The 20,909-nt window shown below is 66.2% G+C and carries 21 protein-coding genes; 4 read left to right on the forward strand and 17 right to left on the reverse strand.

The features are described from left to right. The first annotated feature begins 11 nt into the window (after positions 1 to 11). Both CFB52_RS10205 and CFB52_RS10210 read left to right on the forward strand, forming a co-directional pair. Positions 12 to 698, forward strand: a complete 687-nt coding sequence (locus tag CFB52_RS10205) for a glutaminyl-peptide cyclotransferase (protein WP_059573731.1) — start codon at positions 12 to 14, stop codon at positions 696 to 698. 121 nt (positions 699 to 819) lie between these two features. Next, positions 820 to 1,785, forward strand: a complete 966-nt coding sequence (locus CFB52_RS10210) for a DMT family transporter (RefSeq protein ID WP_059573710.1) — start codon at positions 820 to 822, stop codon at positions 1,783 to 1,785. A gap of 42 nt (positions 1,786 to 1,827) precedes the next feature. Here the strand turns inward: CFB52_RS10210 and CFB52_RS10215 are convergent, their stop codons facing one another. Together CFB52_RS10215 and CFB52_RS10220 are read right to left on the reverse strand one after the other, a co-directional pair. Continuing rightward, the gene (locus tag CFB52_RS10215; RefSeq protein WP_050012887.1) at positions 1,828 to 2,151 is read right to left on the reverse strand and encodes an RnfH family protein; all 324 of its coding nucleotides are present in this window, start codon (positions 2,149 to 2,151) and stop codon (positions 1,828 to 1,830) included. Positions 2,152 to 2,155: 4 nt separating this feature from the next. Continuing rightward, positions 2,156 to 2,593 carry a type II toxin-antitoxin system RatA family toxin gene (locus CFB52_RS10220; RefSeq protein ID WP_006478512.1) on the reverse strand — a complete coding sequence of 146 codons (438 nt, stop codon included), beginning with the start codon at positions 2,591 to 2,593 and terminating at the stop codon, positions 2,156 to 2,158. A 99-nt stretch (positions 2,594 to 2,692) separates the two neighbouring features. On the opposite strand from CFB52_RS10220, the gene smpB reads away from it, so the two are divergent. Next, complete coding sequence (smpB, locus tag CFB52_RS10225; RefSeq protein ID WP_006478511.1) at positions 2,693 to 3,139, forward strand: SsrA-binding protein SmpB; 447 nt, start codon at positions 2,693 to 2,695, stop codon at positions 3,137 to 3,139. A gap of 152 nt (positions 3,140 to 3,291) precedes the next feature. On the opposite strand, the gene CFB52_RS10230 is transcribed toward smpB, so the two are convergent. From CFB52_RS10230 to ppsA, 3 genes are all read right to left on the reverse strand, one after another. Further along, positions 3,292 to 4,227: an SPFH domain-containing protein gene (locus CFB52_RS10230; protein WP_059573709.1), complete on the reverse strand. Its 936-nt coding sequence runs from the start codon at positions 4,225 to 4,227 to the stop codon at positions 3,292 to 3,294. Between the two features lie 33 nt (positions 4,228 to 4,260). Next, the gene (locus tag CFB52_RS10235) at positions 4,261 to 4,695 is read right to left on the reverse strand and encodes an NfeD family protein (protein WP_060316775.1); all 435 of its coding nucleotides are present in this window, start codon (positions 4,693 to 4,695) and stop codon (positions 4,261 to 4,263) included. Positions 4,696 to 4,886: 191 nt separating this feature from the next. After that, positions 4,887 to 7,286 carry a phosphoenolpyruvate synthase gene (gene ppsA / locus CFB52_RS10240; RefSeq protein ID WP_099316523.1) on the reverse strand — a complete coding sequence of 800 codons (2,400 nt, stop codon included), beginning with the start codon at positions 7,284 to 7,286 and terminating at the stop codon, positions 4,887 to 4,889. 375 nt (positions 7,287 to 7,661) lie between these two features. Between ppsA and CFB52_RS10250 the strand changes: the two genes are divergently transcribed. After that, positions 7,662 to 8,477: a pyruvate, water dikinase regulatory protein gene (locus CFB52_RS10250; RefSeq protein WP_011549549.1), complete on the forward strand. Its 816-nt coding sequence runs from the start codon at positions 7,662 to 7,664 to the stop codon at positions 8,475 to 8,477. Between the two features lie 103 nt (positions 8,478 to 8,580). Here CFB52_RS10250 and CFB52_RS10255 read toward each other — a convergent pair whose 3' ends face one another. The 12 genes from CFB52_RS10255 to uppS all read right to left on the reverse strand — a co-directional run bounded on the left by CFB52_RS10255 (position 8,581) and on the right by uppS (position 20,865). Then, positions 8,581 to 9,363, reverse strand: a complete 783-nt coding sequence (locus tag CFB52_RS10255) for an RNA methyltransferase (protein ID WP_099316524.1) — start codon at positions 9,361 to 9,363, stop codon at positions 8,581 to 8,583. Beyond that, entirely contained in the window at positions 9,360 to 10,004 is a 645-nt protein-coding gene (gene rnhB, locus CFB52_RS10260; RefSeq protein ID WP_060316782.1) for a ribonuclease HII, read from the reverse strand. The genes CFB52_RS10255 and rnhB overlap by 4 nt, the downstream gene beginning before the upstream one ends. Then, on the reverse strand, positions 10,001 to 11,170 hold the full coding sequence (gene lpxB, locus CFB52_RS10265; protein ID WP_059573704.1) for a lipid-A-disaccharide synthase: 1,170 nt from the start codon (positions 11,168 to 11,170) through the stop codon (positions 10,001 to 10,003). Before lpxB ends, rnhB begins: the two co-directional genes overlap by 4 nt. Positions 11,171 to 11,173: 3 nt before the next feature. Continuing rightward, the gene (lpxA, locus tag CFB52_RS10270; protein ID WP_059573703.1) at positions 11,174 to 11,962 is read right to left on the reverse strand and encodes an acyl-ACP--UDP-N-acetylglucosamine O-acyltransferase; all 789 of its coding nucleotides are present in this window, start codon (positions 11,960 to 11,962) and stop codon (positions 11,174 to 11,176) included. A 67-nt stretch (positions 11,963 to 12,029) separates the two neighbouring features. After that, positions 12,030 to 12,497, reverse strand: a complete 468-nt coding sequence (gene fabZ, locus CFB52_RS10275) for a 3-hydroxyacyl-ACP dehydratase FabZ (RefSeq protein ID WP_006402657.1) — start codon at positions 12,495 to 12,497, stop codon at positions 12,030 to 12,032. Between the two features lie 129 nt (positions 12,498 to 12,626). Then, on the reverse strand, positions 12,627 to 13,706 hold the full coding sequence (gene lpxD / locus CFB52_RS10280; RefSeq protein WP_060966269.1) for a UDP-3-O-(3-hydroxymyristoyl)glucosamine N-acyltransferase: 1,080 nt from the start codon (positions 13,704 to 13,706) through the stop codon (positions 12,627 to 12,629). Positions 13,707 to 13,722: 16 nt separating this feature from the next. Next, complete coding sequence (locus tag CFB52_RS10285) at positions 13,723 to 14,220, reverse strand: OmpH family outer membrane protein (RefSeq protein ID WP_048248617.1); 498 nt, start codon at positions 14,218 to 14,220, stop codon at positions 13,723 to 13,725. A gap of 64 nt (positions 14,221 to 14,284) precedes the next feature. Next, positions 14,285 to 16,594, reverse strand: coding sequence for an outer membrane protein assembly factor BamA (gene bamA / locus CFB52_RS10290; RefSeq protein WP_059573701.1), 2,310 nt, complete (start codon positions 16,592 to 16,594; stop codon positions 14,285 to 14,287). Positions 16,595 to 16,655: 61 nt separating this feature from the next. After that, positions 16,656 to 18,044: an RIP metalloprotease RseP gene (gene rseP / locus CFB52_RS10295; protein WP_099316525.1), complete on the reverse strand. Its 1,389-nt coding sequence runs from the start codon at positions 18,042 to 18,044 to the stop codon at positions 16,656 to 16,658. Between the two features lie 11 nt (positions 18,045 to 18,055). Further along, entirely contained in the window at positions 18,056 to 19,252 is a 1,197-nt protein-coding gene (locus tag CFB52_RS10300; protein WP_059573699.1) for a 1-deoxy-D-xylulose-5-phosphate reductoisomerase, read from the reverse strand. Between the two features lie 15 nt (positions 19,253 to 19,267). Beyond that, positions 19,268 to 20,089 carry a phosphatidate cytidylyltransferase gene (locus tag CFB52_RS10305; protein ID WP_059573698.1) on the reverse strand — a complete coding sequence of 274 codons (822 nt, stop codon included), beginning with the start codon at positions 20,087 to 20,089 and terminating at the stop codon, positions 19,268 to 19,270. Continuing rightward, positions 20,083 to 20,865 (reverse strand): polyprenyl diphosphate synthase, encoded by a 783-nt coding sequence (gene uppS, locus CFB52_RS10310; protein WP_034201584.1) that lies wholly within the window; start codon positions 20,863 to 20,865, stop codon positions 20,083 to 20,085. The genes CFB52_RS10305 and uppS overlap by 7 nt, the downstream gene beginning before the upstream one ends. Positions 20,866 to 20,909 lie beyond the last annotated feature (44 nt).

Below are 20,909 nucleotides of genomic sequence, written 5' to 3' on the forward strand. Positions count from 1 at the left end.
AGGTGACGAACATGAAGCGCTCCACCGCAGACATCCTTCACGAGTACGGCCCGTTTCCGGGCGTCGACGGCGTGCACGGCGTCACGTTCGACGGGCGGCACGTGTGGTACGCGTCCGGCGACAAGCTGAATGCGCTCGACCCCGAGCGCGGCACGATCGTCCGCTCGCTCGACGTCGCCGCGCACGCGGGCACGGCGTTCGACGGCCGCCACCTGTTCCAGATCGTCGAGGACCGCATCGAGAAGATCGACCCCGAATCGGGCCGCGTGCTCGCGACGATTCCGGCGCCCGGCGGCGGCGCCGATTCGGGGCTCGCGTGGGCGGAAGGCACGCTGTGGGTCGGCCAGTACCGCGAGCGCAAGATTCATCAGGTGGATCCGCAATCGGGCGCCGTGCTGCGCACGATCGAGTCGAACCGCTTCGTCACCGGCGTGACGTGGGTCGACGGCGAGCTGTGGCACGGCACGTGGGAAGCCGACCGCAGCGACCTGCGGCGCATCGATCCGCGCACGGGCGAAGTGCTCGAGCAGGTCGACATGCCGCCCGGCGTCGGCGTGTCGGGCCTCGAATCCGATGGCCGCGACCGCTTCTACTGCGGCGGCGGCAACAGCGGCAAGCTGCGTGCCGTGCGCCGCCCGACGCGCACGGATGCTGCCGGCGACGGCACGCGGCCAACCCCCGATTCGGCGGACGAATGATTCGCCGCCCGCCGAAGCCGCGTGACGGCCGCACCCGGCCGCGAGTGCAGGAATGAACAAGACGCCGCCGCGCCGGCATCGCTAAGATGCGCGCACCTCAGTCATTCGTTCGGAGCGGTCGATGCAGCGCGGCGTGGTGTACGGTGTCCTGGCAGGCGCCCTGTGGGGCATGGTGTTTCTGGTTCCGCGGCTGCTGACCGATTTCTCGCCGCTGCTGCTGAGCGCCGGCCGCTACACGATGTACGGCCTCGTGTCGCTCGCGGCCGCGCTGCCGGCCGCCCGCTCGCTGCTCGATCGGCTGACCCGCGCGGATCTCGTCGCACTGGTGAGGCTCGCCGTCATCGGCAACGTCGCGTACTACATGCTGCTGTCCGGCGCCGTGCACCTGATCGGCATCGCGCCCAGTTCGCTGATCGTCGGCGTGCTGCCGGTGACCGTCACGCTCGCGGGCCTCGGCGACCACGGCGCAATGCCGCTGCGGCGGCTCGCCGCCCCGCTCGCGCTTGTGATCGCGGGCATCGTGTGCATCAACGTCGATCTGTTTACGTCCGAAGCCGCGCACGCGACGACGCTCGCCCAGAAGCTTGCGGGTATCGCCTGCGCGGCGGGCGCGCTCGCGAGCTGGACCTGGTATGCGGTGGCAAACACACGCTACCTGCAGCGCCATCACCGCTTCGGCGGCAACGAATGGTCGGTGCTGTGGGGTGTCGTGACGGGCCTGATCGGCGGGCTCTGCTGGCTGGCGATCCTCGCGCTGCCCGCCGGGACGGTACAGGCGGCCGTCCCCGCCTCGCGCTGGCAATTGTTCTGGCTGCTGAACCTCGTGCTTGCGATCGGTGCGTCGTGGCTCGGTAACGGACTGTGGAATGCCGCGTCGAAGCGGCTGCCGCTCACGCTGTCGGGCCAGTTGATCGTGTTCGAAACCGTGTTCGCGATGCTGTATGCGTTCGTGTACGACCAGCGGATGCCGCGCGCACTCGAGATCGCCGCGCTCGTGCTGCTGCTCGCGGGCGTATACGGCTCGGTGCGACGGCACGGCGACACGCCGGGCGGCGCGCCCGCAAACGCAAACGCCGCGGCCCACTGAGCGCCGCGGCGCTTGATCAGATCAATCGGAACGAAAAGCGCATCAGCGCGCGTCCTTGTGCATCCACTTGCGGCCCTCGATCGAGCCGTCGCGGCGGGATTTGTCGACACGCCGCTGGCGTGCGAGCTTCGGATCGACGATCAGCGGACGATAGATCTCGACGCGGTCGTGATCGACGAGCGGCGCATCGAGCGGCGCGAGCTTGCCGTAGACGCCCGTCTTCGCGTGCGCGAGATCGATCTCCGGGTGCAGCGCGAGCACGCCGCTCGCGTCGATGGCCGAGCGCACGGTCGCCCCTTCGGGCAGCGACAGCGGAATCAGCGTCTGGCGGTCCGGCAATGCGTAGCAGACTTCGATCGACAGCATCGCGTCACCCCTTTCCGTACCGCTGGTCCGCGCGCTTCACAAACGAATCGACGAACGTGTTCGCGATGTGGCTGAACACCGGCCCGATGATCTTCTCGAGCAGGATGCTCGAAAATTCGTAGTGCAGCGCGAATTCGATCTTGCACGCGTCGGCGCGCAGCGGAATGAAGCGCCACGAACCCGTGAACTTCTTGAACGGCCCGTCCGCGAACTCCATGTCGATGCGGGTCGGGCGCTGCTGCGTGTTGCGCGTCGCGAAATGCTGCTTGATGCCCTTGAAGTTGATGTCGATGCGCGCTTCCATTCCGCTCTCGTCCTGACGGCGAACCTCGACACCGCCGCACCAGGGCAGGAAATTGGGGTAGTCGGCCACGTCGGTGACGAGGTCGAACATCTGTTCCGCCGAATGGCGAATCAATACGGTTTTCTGGACATCTGCCATAAATCGCGCGGCATCGCTGAAAGTGGAAACGCCAAGCCGGGCAATTGCCGCCCCGCTTTGCTAAAATCGTGATTTTAAACGAGTTGGCCCAATCCTTTCATGAGCATCATCGACAACAGGAAAGCGCACTTCGATTATCACATCGAGGAACGCTACGAAGCGGGGCTCGTGCTGGAGGGCTGGGAAGTCAAGGCGCTGCGCGCCGGACGCGGCCAGATCAAGGAAGGCTACGTCGTGGTGAAGAACGCCGAGATCTTTCTGATCGGGACCCATATCAGCCCGCTGCCCGAGGCTTCGACGCACATCAAGCCCGACCCGGTTCGCACGCGCAAGCTGCTGCTGCACCGCGAGGAAATCAAGAAACTGATCGGCAAGGTCGAGCAGCGCGGCTACACGCTCGTGCCGCTGAACTTCCACTACAAGGGCGGCCGCGTGAAGTGCGACATCGCACTCGCGAAAGGCAAGAAGCTGCACGACAAGCGCGAAACCGAAAAGAAGCGCGACTGGGAACGCGAGAAGGCGCGCATCATGCGCGCCGGCACCTGACGCCCACGCCATTCATCGCAAACGACACGGCCCGCTCGAAGCGGGCCGTGTTGCTTTGGACGTTGTGAATCGCGCCTGCCAGTGACCTGGCCGCGCGACGATTCGCCGCACGACGATGCGCACGCGGCAGCCGCGCGCGCATCGATATCGGCTCAGCCCTTCGCGCCCGACGCCGCGCCCGCGCTCTTGACGATCGTCAGCGCCGACGAGATCGCGGTGCCGAGATCCGACAGGTTCGACGGCACGATCAGCGTGTTGCCCTGCTTCGCGAGATTCGCGAACGCGCCGACATACTGCTCGGCGACCTTCAGGTTCACGGCATCCATCCCGCCTTGCGACTGGATCGCGCTCGCGATCTTCTGGATCGCCTGCGCGTTCGCCTCGGCCACCGCCAGAATCGCGGCGGCTTCGCCCTGCGCCTGGTTGATCGCGGCCTGCCGCTCGCCTTCGGACTTCTGGATCGCCGCTTCGCGCGCACCCGACGCGAGGTTGATCTGTTCCTGCTTGCGGCCTTCGGAGGCGGCGATCAGCGCGCGCTTTTCGCGCTCGGCGGTGATCTGCGCCTGCATCGCATGCAGGATTTCCTTCGGCGGCGTCAGGTCCTTGATCTCGTAGCGCAGCACCTTCACGCCCCAGTTCGCCGCGGCCTGATCGAGCGCCGACACGATGTTGTGGTTGATGAAATCGCGTTCCTCGAACGTCTTGTCGAGTTCGAGCTTGCCGACCACCGAGCGCAGCGTGGTTTGCGCGAGCTGCGTGATCGCCAGCACGAAGTTGCTCGACCCGTACGACGCCTTCATCGGATCGGTCACCTGGAAGTACAGCACGCCGTCCACCTGCAACTGCGTGTTGTCGCGCGTGATACAGACCTGGCTGGGCACGTCGAGCGGAATTTCCTTCAGCACGTGCCGGTACGCGATCCGATCGACGAAAGGCAGCACGATATTGAGGCCGGGCGACAGCGTCGCGTGATAGCGCCCGAAGCGCTCGAGCACCCATGCATGCTGCTGCGGCACGATCTTCACCGTCTTCGACACGATCACGATCGCGATGACGAGCAGGACAACCCAGATGATCAGCGAATCCATGAAATATTCCCTCCTTGTTGTATTGGCGGACGATCAGCCCGCGGGTTTCGCCACGACCACGAGACAATTGCCGCGCACGGCGCTCACCTGGTACACGTGCGCATCGTCGCGCTCGCCGTGCGCGAGCTCGACGTCCCAGTCGGCGCCGCGATACTGCACGCGCGCGCGGCCGTCACGCCACGCGTCGACCGTGACGGTCGAGCCGATATCGAGATTGACGTCGGGATTCGCCGACGTGTCGCGCTTCTGCTTGCGGCCGAGCCCCGACCGGCGCAGCACGATCATCGCGACGATCGCCACCGCGGCCGCCGCGCCGAACTGCACGTGCGGCGCGAAACCGGCCAGTTGCAGCAAGCCGCCCGCGAGAAAGCCGAGTGCGATCATCAACAGATAGAACGTGCCCGTCAGCAACTCGGCGACGACCAGCACGCCCACCGCGACCCACCAGAACAGATGCCCCGACATCATTGTGGTCTCCCGAAAAACGCCCCCGATGCTCACTATATTCGCCGCGCTCGCAACTGGGCGAAGCGGCCGGCGCGTACCGACGAAAAAAAACACCCCGGTGCTTACCGGGGTGTTTATAGCATGAACCTTGCATTTTGCCTTCAACGAAAGCGCGGTGGACCGCCCTTTCGCCGAAGTTGCATGACGGATCGTTACTTCCGGTTGGCGAGCGCCTGCCACGTATCGATGATCGTGTCCGGGTTCAGCGAGATCGACGCGATGCCTTCGTCGGTCAGCCATTGCGCGAAATCCGGGTGATCGGACGGGCCCTGGCCGCAGATACCGACGTACTTGCCCATCTTGCGGCAGGTATCGATCGCACGCTTCAGCAGGAACTTGACGGCCGGGTCGCGTTCGTCGAAGTCGACTGCGAGCAGTTCCATGCCCGAATCGCGGTCGAGGCCGAGCGTGAGCTGCGTGAGGTCGTTCGAGCCGATCGAGAAACCGTCGAAGTGTTCCAGGAACTCTTCGGCGAGGATCGCGTTGGTCGGGACTTCGCACATCATCACGAGGCGCAGGCCGTTTTCGCCGCGCTTCAGGCCGAACTTCTCGAGCAGGCCGACGACGCGCTCCGCCTGCTTCACGGTCCGCACGAACGGCACCATGATCTCGACGTTGGTCAGGCCCATCTCGTCACGCACGCGCTTCAGTGCACGGCATTCCATCTCGAACGCCTGCGCGAAGTCGTCGGCGATGTAGCGCGACGCGCCGCGGAAGCCCAGCATCGGGTTTTCCTCGTCCGGCTCGTAGCGCGAACCGCCGATCAGCTTCTTGTACTCGTTCGACTTGAAGTCGGACAGACGCACGATCACGGGCTTCGGATAGAACGCCGCCGCGATCGTCGCAACGCCTTCCGTCAGCTTGTCGACGTAGAACTGACGCGGCGACGCGTGGCCGCGCGCGACGCTCTCGACCGCCTTCTTCAGGTCCTGGTCGATGTTCGGGTACTCGAGAATCGCCTTCGGGTGCACGCCGATGTTGTTGTTGATGATGAACTCGAGACGCGCGAGGCCAACACCACCGTTCGGCAGTTGCGAGAAGTCGAACGCGAGCTGCGGATTGCCGACGTTCATCATGATCTTGACCGGGATTTCCGGCAGTTCGCCGCGCTGCACTTCCGTGACTTCCGTCTCGAGCAGACCGTCGTAGATCTTGCCTTCGTCGCCTTCCGCGCACGACACGGTGACGAGCGCGCCGTCCTTCAGGATGTCGGTCGCATCGCCGCAGCCGACCACCGCCGGCACGCCGAGCTCACGCGCGATGATCGCCGCGTGGCAGGTGCGGCCGCCGCGGTTCGTGACGATCGCCGCCGCGCGCTTCATCACCGGCTCCCAGTTCGGGTCGGTCATGTCGGCCACCAGCACGTCGCCCGGCTGCACGCGTTCCATTTCCGACGGATCCTGGATCACGCGCACGGGGCCCGCACCGATCTTCTGGCCGATCGCACGGCCCGTCGCGAGCACCTGCGACTGACCCTTCAGCTTGAAGCGCTGCTCGGCCTTGCCGGATGCCTGGCTCTTCACCGTTTCCGGGCGTGCCTGCAGGATGAAGATCTTGCCGTCGCGGCCGTCCTTGCCCCACTCGATGTCCATCGGACGCTGGTAGTGCTTCTCGATGATGACCGCGTACTTCGCGAGCTCGATCACGTCTTCGTCGGTGATCGAGTAGCGGTTGCGCTGCTCGTGCGGCACGTCGACCGTCTTCACGCGGCCCGGCTCGCCCGGCTGCGTGAATTCCATCTTGATCAGCTTCGAGCCGATCGAGCGGCGGATGATCGGATACTTGTCCTGCGCGAGCGTCGTCTTGAACACGTAGAACTCGTCCGGGTTCACCGCGCCCTGCACGACGGTTTCGCCCAGGCCGTAGCTCGACGTGATGAACACGGCGTCCTTGAAGCCCGATTCGGTATCGATCGTGAACATCACGCCGGCGGCGCCGACGTCCGAGCGGACCATGCGCTGCACGCCGGCCGACAGCGCGACTTCGGCGTGCGTGAAGCCCTTGTGCACGCGGTACGAGATCGCGCGGTCGTTGTACAGCGACGCGAACACGTGCTTCATGCGGTCGAGCACGTCGTCGATGCCGACGACGTTCAGATACGACTCCTGCTGGCCCGCGAACGATGCGTCGGGCAGGTCTTCCGCGGTCGCCGACGAGCGCACGGCGAACGACAGCTCGCTCGGCGAGCCGTTCTTCAGCACTTCGAACTGCGCGCGGATTTCCTGCTCGAGGCGCGGCTGCAGCGGCGCGTCGACGATCCACTTGCGGATTTCGGCACCAGCTTCGGCGAGCGCCTTCACGTCGTCGATGTCGAGCAACTCGAGACGCTTGGCGATGCGATCGGTGAGGTCGTTGTGCTTGAGGAAATCGCGGAATGCGAGCGCGGTCGTGGCGAAACCGGTGGGTACGCGAACGCCTGCTTCGGAAAGCTGGCTGATCATCTCGCCGAGCGACGCATTCTTGCCGCCCACGATTTCCACATCGGTCATCCGCAACTGCTCGAACGGAATTACATACGCCTGGTCCTTTGCGACGTTTGCTGCGTTAGTCATACAAGCCCCTAAGTGTGAAAAAAATGCTCGATCGCGCAAGTGGGCTCGAACGCGGGCGCTTGCAAAAAGGCGCGGCGCGTCTTGCGCAACCTGTTAGATAAGCATTCGCAGCGGCGAAAATGTTCCGACCCGATTTGCAAAAATCCCGGCAGAAGGGCGATATTTGCAGACAAATCGCCAGACTTGCCGGGAATTCTGAAATCGTGCGGCCCAGCTACGGGCCGCCGTTCACGCCCCGCCCCGCAATTGCTTATCCAACAGGTTGCCGCTATTCTACCGTGCCGGCTGCCGGATGTGGCGCGACCTTGTCACTGCGTGTGGAGGCGAACCTCCAGCGGTCCGCGCAACCGCCCTTCACGCTCGACGTCCAGATTCATGCTGCCTACCGTATTCATCGTCTCCGACGGCACCGGGATCACTGCCGAAACCTTCGCGCACTCGATCCTCTCCCAGTTCGACCAGAAATTCCGCCTCGTGCGCGTGCCGTTCGTCGACTCGCTCGACAAGGCCTACGCGACCGTCGAGAAGATCAACGAGGCCGCCGTGCACGATGGCCGTCGCGCGATCGTGTTCACGACGCTCGTCGACAGCGAGTCGAACGACATCGTCAAACGCTCGAACGCGCTCGTGCTCGACATGTTCCAGCGCTTCGTCGAACCGCTCGAGCAGGAACTGGAACTCAAGTCGAGCCACGCGATGGGCCGCGGCCACCAGAACGCGGACACCGAGGAATACAAGACGCGGATCGAGGCGATCAACTTCTCGCTCGCGCACGACGACGGCCAGTCGAACCGCAACCTGTCGGAGGCCGACGTGATCCTGGTGGGCGTGTCGCGCAGCGGCAAGACGCCGACGAGCCTGTATCTCGCGATGCAGTACGGCGTGAAGGCCGCCAACTATCCGCTGATTCCGGAGGATTTCGAACGCGGCAAGCTGCCGTCGGCGCTGGCGCCGTACAGCGAGAAGCTGTTCGGGCTGTCGATCGACCCGCAGCGCCTGTCGGAGATCCGCAACGAACGCCGGCCCGGCAGCAAGTACGCGGCGCCCGAGAACTGCCGCTACGAGATCAACGAGGCCGAGGCGATGATGCGCCGCGAAGGGATCAAGTGGCTGTCGTCGACGCACAAGTCGATCGAGGAAATCGCGACGACGATCCTGCAGGAAATCCGCCTCGACCGGCAGTCGTACTGAGCGCGGATGCGCGGGCGGCTGTCCAGCCGCCGCCGAAAGCAACAAGGCCGCGTCGAACGCGGCCTTGTTTCGTTTTACGGTAATCAATTGCGCGCGTGCGGCGTCACGCGGGCCGCTGCTGCCGCACCTGCTCGAACAGGCACACCGCGGCGGCGGCCGCGACGTTCAGCGACTCCATCCCGCCCGGCTGCGGAATCGTCACGCGATGCGTGGCCGCGTCGCGCCAGAATGCCGACACGCCGGCGCCTTCATTGCCGAACACCCATGCGACGGGCCCCGACAGATCGCAGTCGTAGACCGCCCGCGCGCCGTGCGAATCGGTCAGCGCGACCGGTACGTCGAGGCGTTCGGCAAGCGCCGCGGCTTCGACGTCCTCATGGATCGACAACAGGAAATGCGCGCCCATGCCCGAGCGCAGCACCTTCGACGACCACGCATAGGCCGTCCCCGGCGCGCAGAACACGTGACGCACGCCGGCCGCCGCCGCGCTGCGCAGGATCGAGCCGACGTTGCCGGCATCCTGCACGCCGTCGAGCACGACCGACGTATGCGTCACGCGCGCGGGCAGCGGGTGCACCGGCCGGTCGACCAGCAGCAGGAAGCCGACGCCGTTGACGACGTTCGACAACTGCCCGAACAGCGCGTCCGGCAGCGAGACGACCCGCTGCGCGTCGATGCGCGCGACGATCGCCTGCGCCTCCGCGTGGCCGAGCGCGCCTTCGGTCGTGACGCACAGCTCCGGCGTCGCGCCCGTATCGAGGTACGCGCTCGCGAGATGGAAACCTTCGAGCAGCGCCTGGCCGCTGCGGCGCTGCTGGGGCGTCGAACCCGCGAGCGCCTTCAGGCGCTTGTACAGCGGGTTGTCGCGGGAAGTGATGCTTTTCATCGAATCAGATCGAGCGCCGCACGAACCGGCGCGAACGAGCGCCGGTGCGCTTCGCACGGGCCGTGCTCGCGCAGTGCGGCAAGATGTTTCGCGGTGCCGTAGCCGGCATGTACGTTGAAGCCGTACACCGGGAAGCGTTCGTGCAGGTCGACCAGCATGCGATCGCGCGTGACCTTCGCGAGGATCGACGCGGCCGAGATGCTCGGCACGAGCGCGTCGCCGCTGACGATCGCCTCGGCGCGCACGCTCAGCGTCGGGCAGCGGTTGCCGTCGATCTGCGCAAGCGTCGGCAGCACCGACAGGCCCTCGACGGCCCGCTTCATCGCGAGCATCGTCGCGTGCAGGATGTTCAGCGTATCGATCTCGTCGACACTCGCCGACGCGACGCAATACGCGTGCGAACGCGCGACGATCAGCTCGTACAGCATGTCGCGCTTCTTCGCGGACAGCGCTTTCGAATCGTCGAGCCCGTCGATCGGCCGAGCCGGATCGAGGATCACCGCGGCGGCCACCACCGGCCCCGCGAGCGGGCCGCGGCCGGCTTCGTCGACGCCGCAGACGATCTCGTCCGGGCGGCTGAAATCGAAACCGCCCTGCACGTCGGCCGACGCGTTGCGACGTGGCGCACGGACTGCGGTCATGCGCGCCCCTTGCGTTGTTCGAGCACGCGCACGACGGCCTCGGCCGCCTTCGCGGCCGTGTTCTGCCGCAGCGAAAGATGCATTTCAGTAAACACTTCGGTCAGCGTGCGGCGGTTCGCGTCGTCGCGCAGTTGCGTGAGCGTCGCATCGGCGAGCGCCTCGGGCGTCGCGAAATGCTGCAGCAGCTCCGGCACGACGAAGCGCCCCGCCAGGATGTTCGGCAGGCCGACATACGGCAGGTAGCCCTGCCGGCGCATGATCTGCCCGGTCAGCCAGGGCACCTTGTACGAGATCACCATCGGCTTTTTCAGCAGCGCGGCTTCCAGCGTGACGGTGCCGCTCTTCACGAGGATCGCGTCGGCGGCCGTCATCGCGACCTGCGAACGGCCGTCGGTGATCGTCAACGCGAGCTGCGGATGCGCGTCGACGAGCGGCTGCAGCAGTTCGCGCAGCGCGGGCGTCGCGGCCGGCATCACGAATCGCACGCCCGGCTCGCGCTGCTGCATCAGCGCCATCGCCGCGAAGAACGTCGGGCCGATCAGCGCGATCTCCGAGCGCCGGCTGCCCGGCAGCACCGCGATCACGGGGCCGTCGGCCGGCAGGCCGAGCGCAATGCGCGCGCCGTGCGTATCGGGTTCGAGCGGGATTTCGTCGGCGAGCGGATGACCGACGTAGGTCGATGCGACGCCGGCCTTGTCGAGGATCGCCGGTTCGAACGGGAACAGGCACAGCATGTGGTCGACGGATTTCGCGATCTTCTTGATCCGGCCGCCGCGCCACGCCCAGATCGACGGGCACACGAAGTGGATCGACGGGATGCCTGCGTCGCGCGCGGCCTGTTCGACGTTGAAGTTGAAATCGGGCGCGTCGACGCCGATGAACGCGTCCGGCCGCTCGGCGAGCAGTTGGCGCTTCAGTTCGCCGCGAATCCGCAGGATCTCGGGAATCTGGCCCAGCGCCTCGACATAGCCGCGCACGGTCAGCTTGTCCATCTGCCAGTGCGAGTCGAAGCCCTGCGCGATCATCCGCGGCCCGCCGATCCCGTAATACTGGGCCGATTCGGGCAGCCGCTCGCGCAGGCCGCCGAGCAGCGAGGCCGCGAGGAGGTCGCCCGACGGTTCGCCGGCCACCATCGCGAGCCGGAGCTGGTTGGTCGGAAGCGGCATCGCTTAGCGGATGATGCCGCGTTGCGACGCGTCGATGAACTCGACGAGCGCCTTCACCGGTGCATCGCCGTCGCCGCCCGCTTCCGCGAGCTCGCGCAGTTGCACCTTCGCTTCCTCGAGCGACAGGCTGTTCTTGTACAGCACGCGGTACGCGCTGCGCAGCGCCGAGATCGCGTCGGCCGAGAAGCCGCGCCGGCGCAGCCCTTCGACGTTGATCCCGTGCGGCTCGGCCTTGTTGCCCGCCGCGATCACGAACGGCGGGATGTCCTGCACGAGCGCCGACGCGCCGCCCAGCATCGAATGCGCGCCGATGCGCACGAACTGGTGCACGCCCGACATGCCGCCGATGATCGCAAAGTCGCCGATCTCGACGTGGCCGGCCATCTGCGCGTTGCTCGACAGGATCACGTTGTTGCCGACGCGGCAGTCGTGGCCGATGTGCACGTAGGCCATGATCCAGTTGTCGTCGCCGAGCGTCGTCACGCCGACGTCCTGCACGGTGCCCGTGTGGATCGTCGTGAATTCGCGGATCGTGTTGCGGTTGCCGATCACGAGCTTCGTCGGCTCGTCCTTGTACTTCATGTCCTGCGGACGCCCGCCGACCGACGCGTAATGGCCGATGCGGTTGTCCTCGCCGAGCGTCGTATGGCCTTCGATCACGCTGTGCGAGCCGATCGTCGTGCGCGCGCCGATCGTGACGTGCGGGCCGACGATCGCGTACGGGCCGATCTCGACCGATTCGTCGATCTGCGCGCCCGGCTCGACGATCGCGGTAGGATGAATCCTGGTCATGCGCCGTTGCCTCTCGATATCATGTGTCGCGTTGCTCGCGTTATGTTGCCCATGCGTGCCGCGTCGCTCAGGGCGCCGCGTCGGCCGTCTTGACCGTGCACATCAGCTCGGCTTCCGCCGCGACCTTGCCGTCGACTTCCGCCACCGCCTTGAACTTCCAGATGCCGCGGATGTAGCGCTCGAACGTCACGTTCAGGATCAGCTGGTCGCCCGGTTCGACCACGCGCTTGAAGCGCGCGCCGTCGATCCCGACGAAGTAATACAGCGTGTTCTCCGGATCCTTCGGCTGCTCTTCCGAGAACGTCAGCAGCGCCGCGGCCTGCGCGAGCGCCTCGAGGATCAGCACGCCCGGCATCACCGGCCGCTTCGGGAAATGCCCCTGGAAGAACGGCTCGTTGATCGACACGTTCTTCAGCGCTTTGATCCCTTTGTGCGGTTCGAGTTCGAGCACGCGGTCGACGAGCAGAATCGGGTAGCGATGCGGCAGCAGCGTGAGGATCTTGTGGATGTCGAGATTGATTTTTTCAGTGCTCATGATGGTTCGTCTCACGCAGAGGCTGCGCGGTGGTGATGCAAAGGCTGAAGCGGGCCGCCGCGCGGCCCAGTCTGACGAACCGGGCCGGTTGCGCTGGCCGTGCCCGGTTCATGGTCTCGCATGATGCGCTCAGGCGTGGGTGCCGCCCTGGGCGGCGAGCGCGGCTTCGAGCGCCTTGATGCGCTCGCGCAGCTTGTCGAGGTTGCGCACGAGCGCGGCGCTCTTGTTCCACTCGCCGTGGTCGACGGCCGGGAATGCGCTGGTATAGATGCCGGCCTTCGGCAGCGACTTCGATACGCCCGACTTCGCGGTGATGATGACATAGTCGCCGAGCGTCACGTGGCCGGCGATCCCGGCCGCGCCGCCGATCATGCAATGGCGGCCGATCGTCGTGCTGCCCGCGATGCCGGCGCTGCCGGCGATCACCGTGTACGCGCCGATCCGGCAGTTGTGGCCGATCTGGACCTGGTTGTCGATCTTCACGCATTCCTCGATGACGGTATCCGCCATCGCACCGCGGTCGATCGTCGTGTTCGCGCCGATTTCGACGTCCGGGCCGATCGTCACGCCGCCGACCTGCGGAATCTTGACCCAGCTGCCGGTACGCGCGTCGCCGTCGCCGACGAAATCCGGCGCGAAGCCGAAGCCGTCCGAGCCGATCACGGCACCCGCATGGACGATCGCGCGCGGGCCGATCTTGCAGCCGTGGTACACCGATGCGTTCGGATAGAAGTGCGAGCCGGCGCCGATCGTCGTGCCGCGGCCGACGAATACGTTCGCGTCGAGCTGCACGCCGTCTTCGATCACCGCGCCGGCCTCGACCGTCACGTGCGGGCCGATCACCGCGGTCGCGGCGACCTTCGCGGCCGGATCGATCGTCGCGCTCGGATGCACGCCGGCCGCGCGCGGCGGCGTGGCGAGATCGATGAACATCTGCGCGACGCGCGCGAAGTACGCGTACGGATTCGGCGTCACGATGAAGTTGCGACCCTTCGCGGCCGCGCCCAGCTTTTCCAGATCCTTCGGCGCGATCAGCACCGCGCCGGCGCGGGTCGTCTCGACCTGCGACAGGTACTTCGGGTTCGCGAGGAACGCGAGCTGCTGAGGGCCTGCCTGGTCGAGCGGCGCGAGGCCGCCGACCGTGCACTGTGCGTCGCCGGCGATCTCGCCGCCGAACCGCTTTACGAGTGCCTCAAGCGTCAATGCCATTCGTCGTCTGCTCCGTTCAGTTCGTCGAGCCGGACGCGAGCGCCTTGAGCACCTTGTCGGTGATGTCGATGCGCGGGCTGACGTACACGGCTTCCTGCACGATCAGGTCGTAATTCTGCTGCTCGGCGATCTGCTTGATGACCTTGTTCGCCCTTTCCAGCACGGCCGCCAGCTCTTCGTTGCGCCGCTGGTTCAGGTCTTCGCGGAACTCGCGCTGCTTGCGCTGGAAGTCGGTGTCGAGCTGCGCGAGATCGCGCTGCTTCTGCGCGCGATCGGCCGCCGACAGCGACGTGCCGTTCTTGTCGAGCGAATCGGACATCGACTTCAGACGGGCCGCCAAGTCCTGCAGATCCTTGTCACGCTTCGCGAACTCGGCTTCGAGCTTCGTCTGCGCCGCCTTCGCGGGCGCCGACTCGCGCAGGATCCGATCCGAATTGACCGCCGCGATGCGGGCGACGTCCTGTGCGTGCACCGTTGCCGCGCCCAAGGCCAGCGCAACGGTCAGCGCGCACATCACTCGTTTCGAAAACTTACCGGTTAGCAAAATTACCCTCTCGTTGCTGTTGTCATGCGTTCGGTCAGAACGCCGTCCCGATCTGGAACTGGAATTTCTGGTACTGGTCGCCTTCGTGCTTCTGCAGCGGGAAGCCGAGGCTCAGCTTCAGCGGGCCGATCGGCGAGATCCACGCGAGACCCACACCATAGCCGTAGCGCAGGCCGTTGGCGCCCGTACTCGTGCCGCCCGGCGCGTTGCCCCACACGTTACCGCCGTCGAGGAACGTGAACACGCGCAGCGTGCGGTCGTAGCCGGTGCCCGGCAGCGGGAACGTCAGCTCGATGTTGCCGACCAGCATCTTCGAACCGCCGATCGGATCGTTCGTCTTCGTGTCGCGCGGGCCCAGCGAGCTCGGCTCGTAGCCCCGCACGGAGCCGATACCGCCCGCGTAGTAGTTCTTGAAGATCGGGTACGGGTTGCCGATACCGTTACCGTAGCCGCCTTGCAGGTTCAGGCCCAGGATGAAGCCGCGCGAGAACGAATAGTAGTACTGCGCCTGCAGGTCGGCCTTGTAGTACTGGATCTTGCCGACCGGCACGCCGTACTCCATGTTCGCCTGCGTGAAGTAGCCGCGGCTCGGAATCAGCGCGCTGTCACGCGCGTCGCGCGACCATGCCACCGTCAGCGGCACCGTGTTCGACACGCGGCCGAACTCGTTCACGTAATCCTGGTAGCTCTGCGGCGTGTTCGAATCGACGTCGAGGCGGTTCTGTTCGAAGCCCGCGCCGAAGTAGACGGTGTCGACTTCCGAGAACGGAATGCCGAACTTCAGGTTGCCGCCCGCGCTGATGATCCGGAAGCTCGAGCTCGTCGAATAGTAGAGCGGCTGGTACGTGCGGTAGTACACGTCGGTGATCCGCTTGATGCCGTCGACCGTGAAGTACGGATCGACCTGCGTGACGGTCAGCGTGCGGTAGCTCTTCGCGGTGTTGACGTTCACCGACAGGCTCGTGCCCGAGCCGAACACGTTGTCCTGCGACACGCCGGCCGACAGCACGACCTTGTCCGTCGACGAGAAGCCGGCGCCCAGCGTGATCGCGCCGGTCGGTTTTTCGTCGACCTTCACGTTCACGTCGACCTGGTCGTTCGTGCCTTCGACCGGCACCGTCGTCACGTCGACGTTGGTGAAGTAGCCGAGGCGGTTCACGCGGTCCTTCGACAGCGCGAGGCGGTTCGAGTCGAACCACGAGCTTTCGAGCTGGCGCATTTCGCGGCGCACCACTTCGTCGCGCGTACGCGTGTTGCCGACCACGTTGATGCGGCGCACGTACACGCGGCGGCTCGGATCGACGACGAGGTTCAGGTTCACCTTGTGGTTCGCCTGGTCGATGTCCGGCTGCGCGTTGACGGTCGCGAATGCGTAGCCGTATTCGCCGAGCTTGTCGACGATCGACTTGGTGGTCTGCTGCAGCTTTTCGGCTGAGAAGCGGTCGCCCGGCTTGATCTTGATCAGCTTGTTGAGTTCGGCCTCGCGATCGAGCAGGTTGCCCGACAGCTTGATGCCCGACACCGTGTACGGCTCGCCTTCGTGCAGCGTGACCGTCAGGTACATGTCCTTCTTGTCCGGCGAGATCGACACCTGGGTCGACTCGATGTTGAACTCGAGGTAACCGCGGTTCAGGTAGTACGAGCGCACGGCCTCGAGGTCGCCCGTGAGCTTTTCCTTCGAGTACAGGTCGTTCTTCGTGTACCAGGAGAACCAGTTCGGCGTCGACAGCTGCATCTCGTCGCGCAGCGTGCTCGTGCTGAACGCCTTGTTGCCGATGAAGTTGATCTGGCGGATCTTCGCGCTCGGGCCTTCGGCCACCGCGAACAGGATCGACACGCGGTTCGCGTCGACCGGCGTGATCGTCGTCTTGACTTCGGCCGCATAGAAGCCGCGCGTCAGGTACTGGCGCTTGAGCTCCTGCTCCGCCTTGTCGACGAGCGCCTTGTCGTAGTAGCGGCCGTCGGCGAGGCCGACCGCACGCAGCGCCTTCGTCAGGTTGTCCTTGTCGAATTCCTTCGTGCCGGTGAAGTCGATCGACGCGATGGCCGGCCGCTCCTGCACCTGCACGATCACGACGTTGCCCTGCGTGGCGACGCGAACGTCGTTGAAAAAGCCCGTCGCGTACAACGCGCGGATTGCTTCGGATGCCTTGTCGTCCGTGAAGGTATCGCCCTGCTTGATCGGCAGATAGGCGAACACCGAACCCGCTTCGACGCGCTGCAGCCCCTCGATCTTGATGTCTTGCACCACGAACGGTGCCGCTGCATGCGCCGCGAGGCCGTGCGCGGCGAGCGCGGCCGCTGCAACTGTCTTAGGTACAAAGCGATGAGGTTTGAACAACATGCATCCCCAATATTTAGCTGCATCAAATCGGGCGGCTGGCCAGCGGCCGCCGCCTGACGCTTCAGAAATGGATTAACCGAGCCAGATCGTTGAACAGCGCGATCGCCGACAACGCGACGATGCAGATCAACCCGGCTCTTTGCAGAATCAGCTGCCAGCGCTCCGATACGGCTTTCCCGGTCGCGGCTTCAACCGCATAATATAACAGATGCCCCCCGTCCAAAACGGGAATCGGCAACAAGTTCAGGACGCCAAGGCTAATGCTGACAAGGGCGAGGAACGACAGGAACGCCGACGGACCGAGCCGTGCGCTCTTGCCCGCGTAGTCGGCGATCGTCACCGGGCCCGACAGGTTCTTCAGCGACGCGTTGCCCGTGATCATCCGCCCGAACATCTTCAGCGAATACACGGAAATGTCCCACGTGCGGTGCGCGCCGAGCCGCAGGCTCTCGATCGGCCCGTAGCGCACGTCCACCGACGGCGCGTGCATCGACAGCGCCGCGCCGATGCGGCCGACCTGCTGCCCCGATTCGTCGTCGCGCTGCATCTGCGGCACGATCGACACCGTCCGCGCGGCGCCGTTGCGTTCGATCTGCAGCGCGAGCGGCTCGCCCGCATGGTGCTTCACCGTATCGATGAAGCGCGACGCACCGCCGAGCGGCTTGCCGTCGAGCGCGACCAGCTTGTCGCCGGCCTTCAGGCCCGCCTGCTCCGCCGCGCTGCCCGGCTGCACCGACGCGACCGACAACGTGCCGCCGCCGGCCTCGAAGCCCAGATGGGCCATGAAGTCGTCGTCGAGCTGGCTGTCGGGCACGTTGCGCAGGTCGACACGGAAATCGAACGTCGCATTGCCGTCGCGCGCGCCGAGCACGACCTCGCGATGGTCGAGCGCGGCCGACAGCAGCTTCCAGCGCAGGTCCGACCACGATCGCACCGGCTCCGACTCGCCGCCCTGCGCGTCGCCCACGCGCACGTCGCGGATCGACACGACCGTCTCGCCGCCGTCGAAGCCCGCGCGAGCCGCCACCGTGCCGGCGGCCGGCGGCGCGACGATCGCGGTCGGCTCGGTCACGCCGGTGGCGAATATGGCGGAGAACAGCACGATTGCCAGCAGGAAGTTCGCAATCGGTCCGGCCGCGACGATCGCGATGCGCTTGTAGACCGACTGGCGGTTGAATGCCTGCCCGAGTTCCTCGGGCGGAATGCCGCCCGGGCCTGGATCGCGCTCGTCGAGCATCTTCACGTAGCCGCCGAGCGGCAGCGCGGACAGCGTCCACTCGGTGCCCGTCCTGCGGCTGACCCAGCGCGCGACGGGCTGGCCGAAGCCGATCGAGAAACGCAGCACCTTCACGCCGCACCAGCGCGCGACGCGATAGTGTCCATACTCATGCACGACGACCAGCACCCCGATCGCCACCGCAAACGCGACCAGTTCGACCAGTACGTTCATGAGCACTCCATTCAGACCGCACGCTCCACGCGTGGCGCAGGCGCTTTGGCAATGATCGCGGCGGCGAGGCGGCGAGCCTCGGCATCCGCCGCGAGGACGTCGTCGAGCCCGCCGGGCGCGCGGTTCGGCAGCGTGTTGAGCACGGCGTCGACCGTCGCCGCGATCGCCATGAAGCCGATCCGGCGCTCGAGAAATGCTTCGACCGCCACTTCGTTCGCCGCGTTCAATGCGGCGCTCGCGATACCGCCTTCCTCGAGCGCCTTCAGCGCGAGCGCGAGGCACGGGAAGCGCGCGTAATCGGGCTTCTCGAACGACAACTGGGCGATCTGCGCGAGGTCGAGCTGATCGACGCCCGCGTCGACGCGCTCGGGAAACGCGAGCGCGTGCGCGATCGGCGTGCGCATGTCGGGGTTGCCGAGCTGCGCGAGCACCGAGCCGTCGCGATACGACACGAGCGAATGGATCACGCTCTGCGGATGGATCAGCACGTCGATCCGGTCGCCCGGCAGCCCGAAGATCCAGTGCGCCTCGATCACCTCGAGGCCCTTGTTCATCATCGTCGCGGAATCGACCGAGATCTTGCGGCCCATCACCCAGTTCGGGTGCTTGCACGCCTCGTCCGGCGTCACGTCGACGAGCGTGGCCGGCTCGCGCGTGCGGAACGGGCCGCCCGACGCGGTCAGGATGATCTTCGAGATCCCGCCGTGCTCGGCCGCGTCGCGCGGCATGCACTGGAAGATCGCGTTGTGTTCGCTGTCGACCGGCAGCAGGATCGCGCCATGGTCGCGCACGGCGTCCATGAAGATCGCGCCCGACATCACGAGCGCTTCCTTGTTCGCGAGCAGGATCCGCTTGCCGGCGCGCGCGGCCGCCAGGCTCGGCGCAAGGCCGGCCGCGCCGACGATCGCCGCGACCACCGTGTCGCAGCCGTCGCTCTTCGACACGTCGACGAGCGCCTGCGGCCCGTGCAGCACGACCGTCTTGCTGCCCGCCGCGCGCAGTTTCGCGTCGACGTGCGCGGCCGTCGCGGCATCGCCGACCACCGCCACTTCAGGCGCGAAGCGCAGACACTGCTCGACGAGCTTGTCGCCGTTGCGGTGCGCGGTCAGCGCGTAGACCGAGAAGCGCTCGGGATGGCGCGCGACCACGTCGAGCGTGCTGTCTCCGATCGAGCCCGTGGAACCGAGCAATGTCAGGCGTTTTTGCATAACAGAAATAATGGTTTAACCAAGCAGCAGCATCGCGAGCGGCAGCACCGGCAGCAGCGCGTCGACACGATCGAGCACGCCGCCGTGGCCCGGCAGCAGTCCGCTCGAATCCTTCACGCCCGCCTGCCGCTTCAGCAGCGACTCGAACAGGTCGCCGATCACGCTGTATGCAACCAGCAGCGTCAGTGCGGCCCACGCGCCGGGCATTCCGTAGCGCGCGGCGAGCGCGGAAAACAGGGTCGGTTCGAAAGCGTGTACGGCCATCGCGACACCGGCGACGACCATCACCGCGAACCAGCCGCCGATCGCGCCTTCCCAACTCTTGCCGGGGCTGATCGTGATGGCCAGTTTACGCTTTCCGAAGGCCTTGCCGGCGAAGTATGCGCCGATATCGGCCAGCCAGACGACCAGAAGCAGCGACAGCACGAACGGCACGCCCTGCGCGCGGGCTGCCACGAGCGCGTGCCAGCAGGCGGCGAACACGACGAGGCCGGCGGCCAGCAGGAACGGTCGCCACACGCCGCCCGCGAGTTCGGGCTTGCGCCGCAGCGCGAACGGGCCGACCAGCAGCCAGAACACGCCAGCCGCCATGAAAAGGGGACGGGACGAAGCCGCGTCGACGCCGAGCGGCGCGGTGGCCGCGAGCGCGAGCGCCGCGACGAGCGCATAGACGACCGGCGCGGCGCCGCCGAGCTTCAGCAGGCGCGCCCACTCCCACGCGGCGAACACCAGCACGACGCCGATCAGCGCGCCGAACCCGGCGAGCGGCGCGAACAGCGTCACCGGCAGCAGCACGGCCAGCATCACGATCGCCGTGATCACACGGGTTTTCAGCATGAAAGGGAGTCGGCGTTCTGCGATTGCGGTTCGAGCTGCGCACTCGTGCGCCCGAAACGGCGCTCGCGCTCGGTATACGACGCCATCGCGTCGGCCAGTGCCGCGCCGTCGAAATCCGGCCAGTACTTGTCGGTGAAATAGAATTCGGCGTAAGCGAGCTGCCACAGCAGGAAGTTGCTGACGCGCTGCTCGCCGCCCGTGCGGATGAAGAGATCGGGCTCCGGCGCATAGGCCATCGCCAGGTGCGGCGCGAAAGCGTCCTCGGTCACTTCGATCTCGCGACCTTCGCGCACGGCCTGCTCGACGAGCTTCTTCGTCGCCTGCAGGATGTCCCACCGGCCGCCGTAGTTGGCCGCGATGGTGAGCGTCAGACGGGTATTGCGCGCCGTCTTGGTTTCGGCGCGGCGAATCAGTTCACGGATGCGCGGCTCGAAACGGTCGAGATCGCCGACGACACGCAGGCGGATCCCGTTCGCATGCAGCTTGCCCACCTCGCGCTCGAGCGCGGTGATGAACAGCCGCATCAGGAACGACACTTCGTCGTTCGGCCGGCGCCAGTTTTCCGAACTGAACGCGAACAGCGTCAGGTATTCGACGCCGGCGCGCGCGCAGCCTTCGACCACCGCCCGCACGGCATCGACGCCGCGGGTGTGCCCCGCGACGCGCGGCAAGCGGCGTTCGGTCGCCCAACGGCCATTGCCGTCCATGATGATCGCGATGTGACGCGGCACGACACCGACGTCAGGCACGCGAACGGTAGAGCTGGTATAGGTCATGGCCGTTGAGACAGTAATGCGGGAAGAAGGCGGCGCGCGAGGAC

This window comes from Burkholderia sp. AU18528 (assembly GCF_002223215.2).
Lineage (GTDB): Bacteria > Pseudomonadota > Gammaproteobacteria > Burkholderiales > Burkholderiaceae > Burkholderia > Burkholderia semiarida.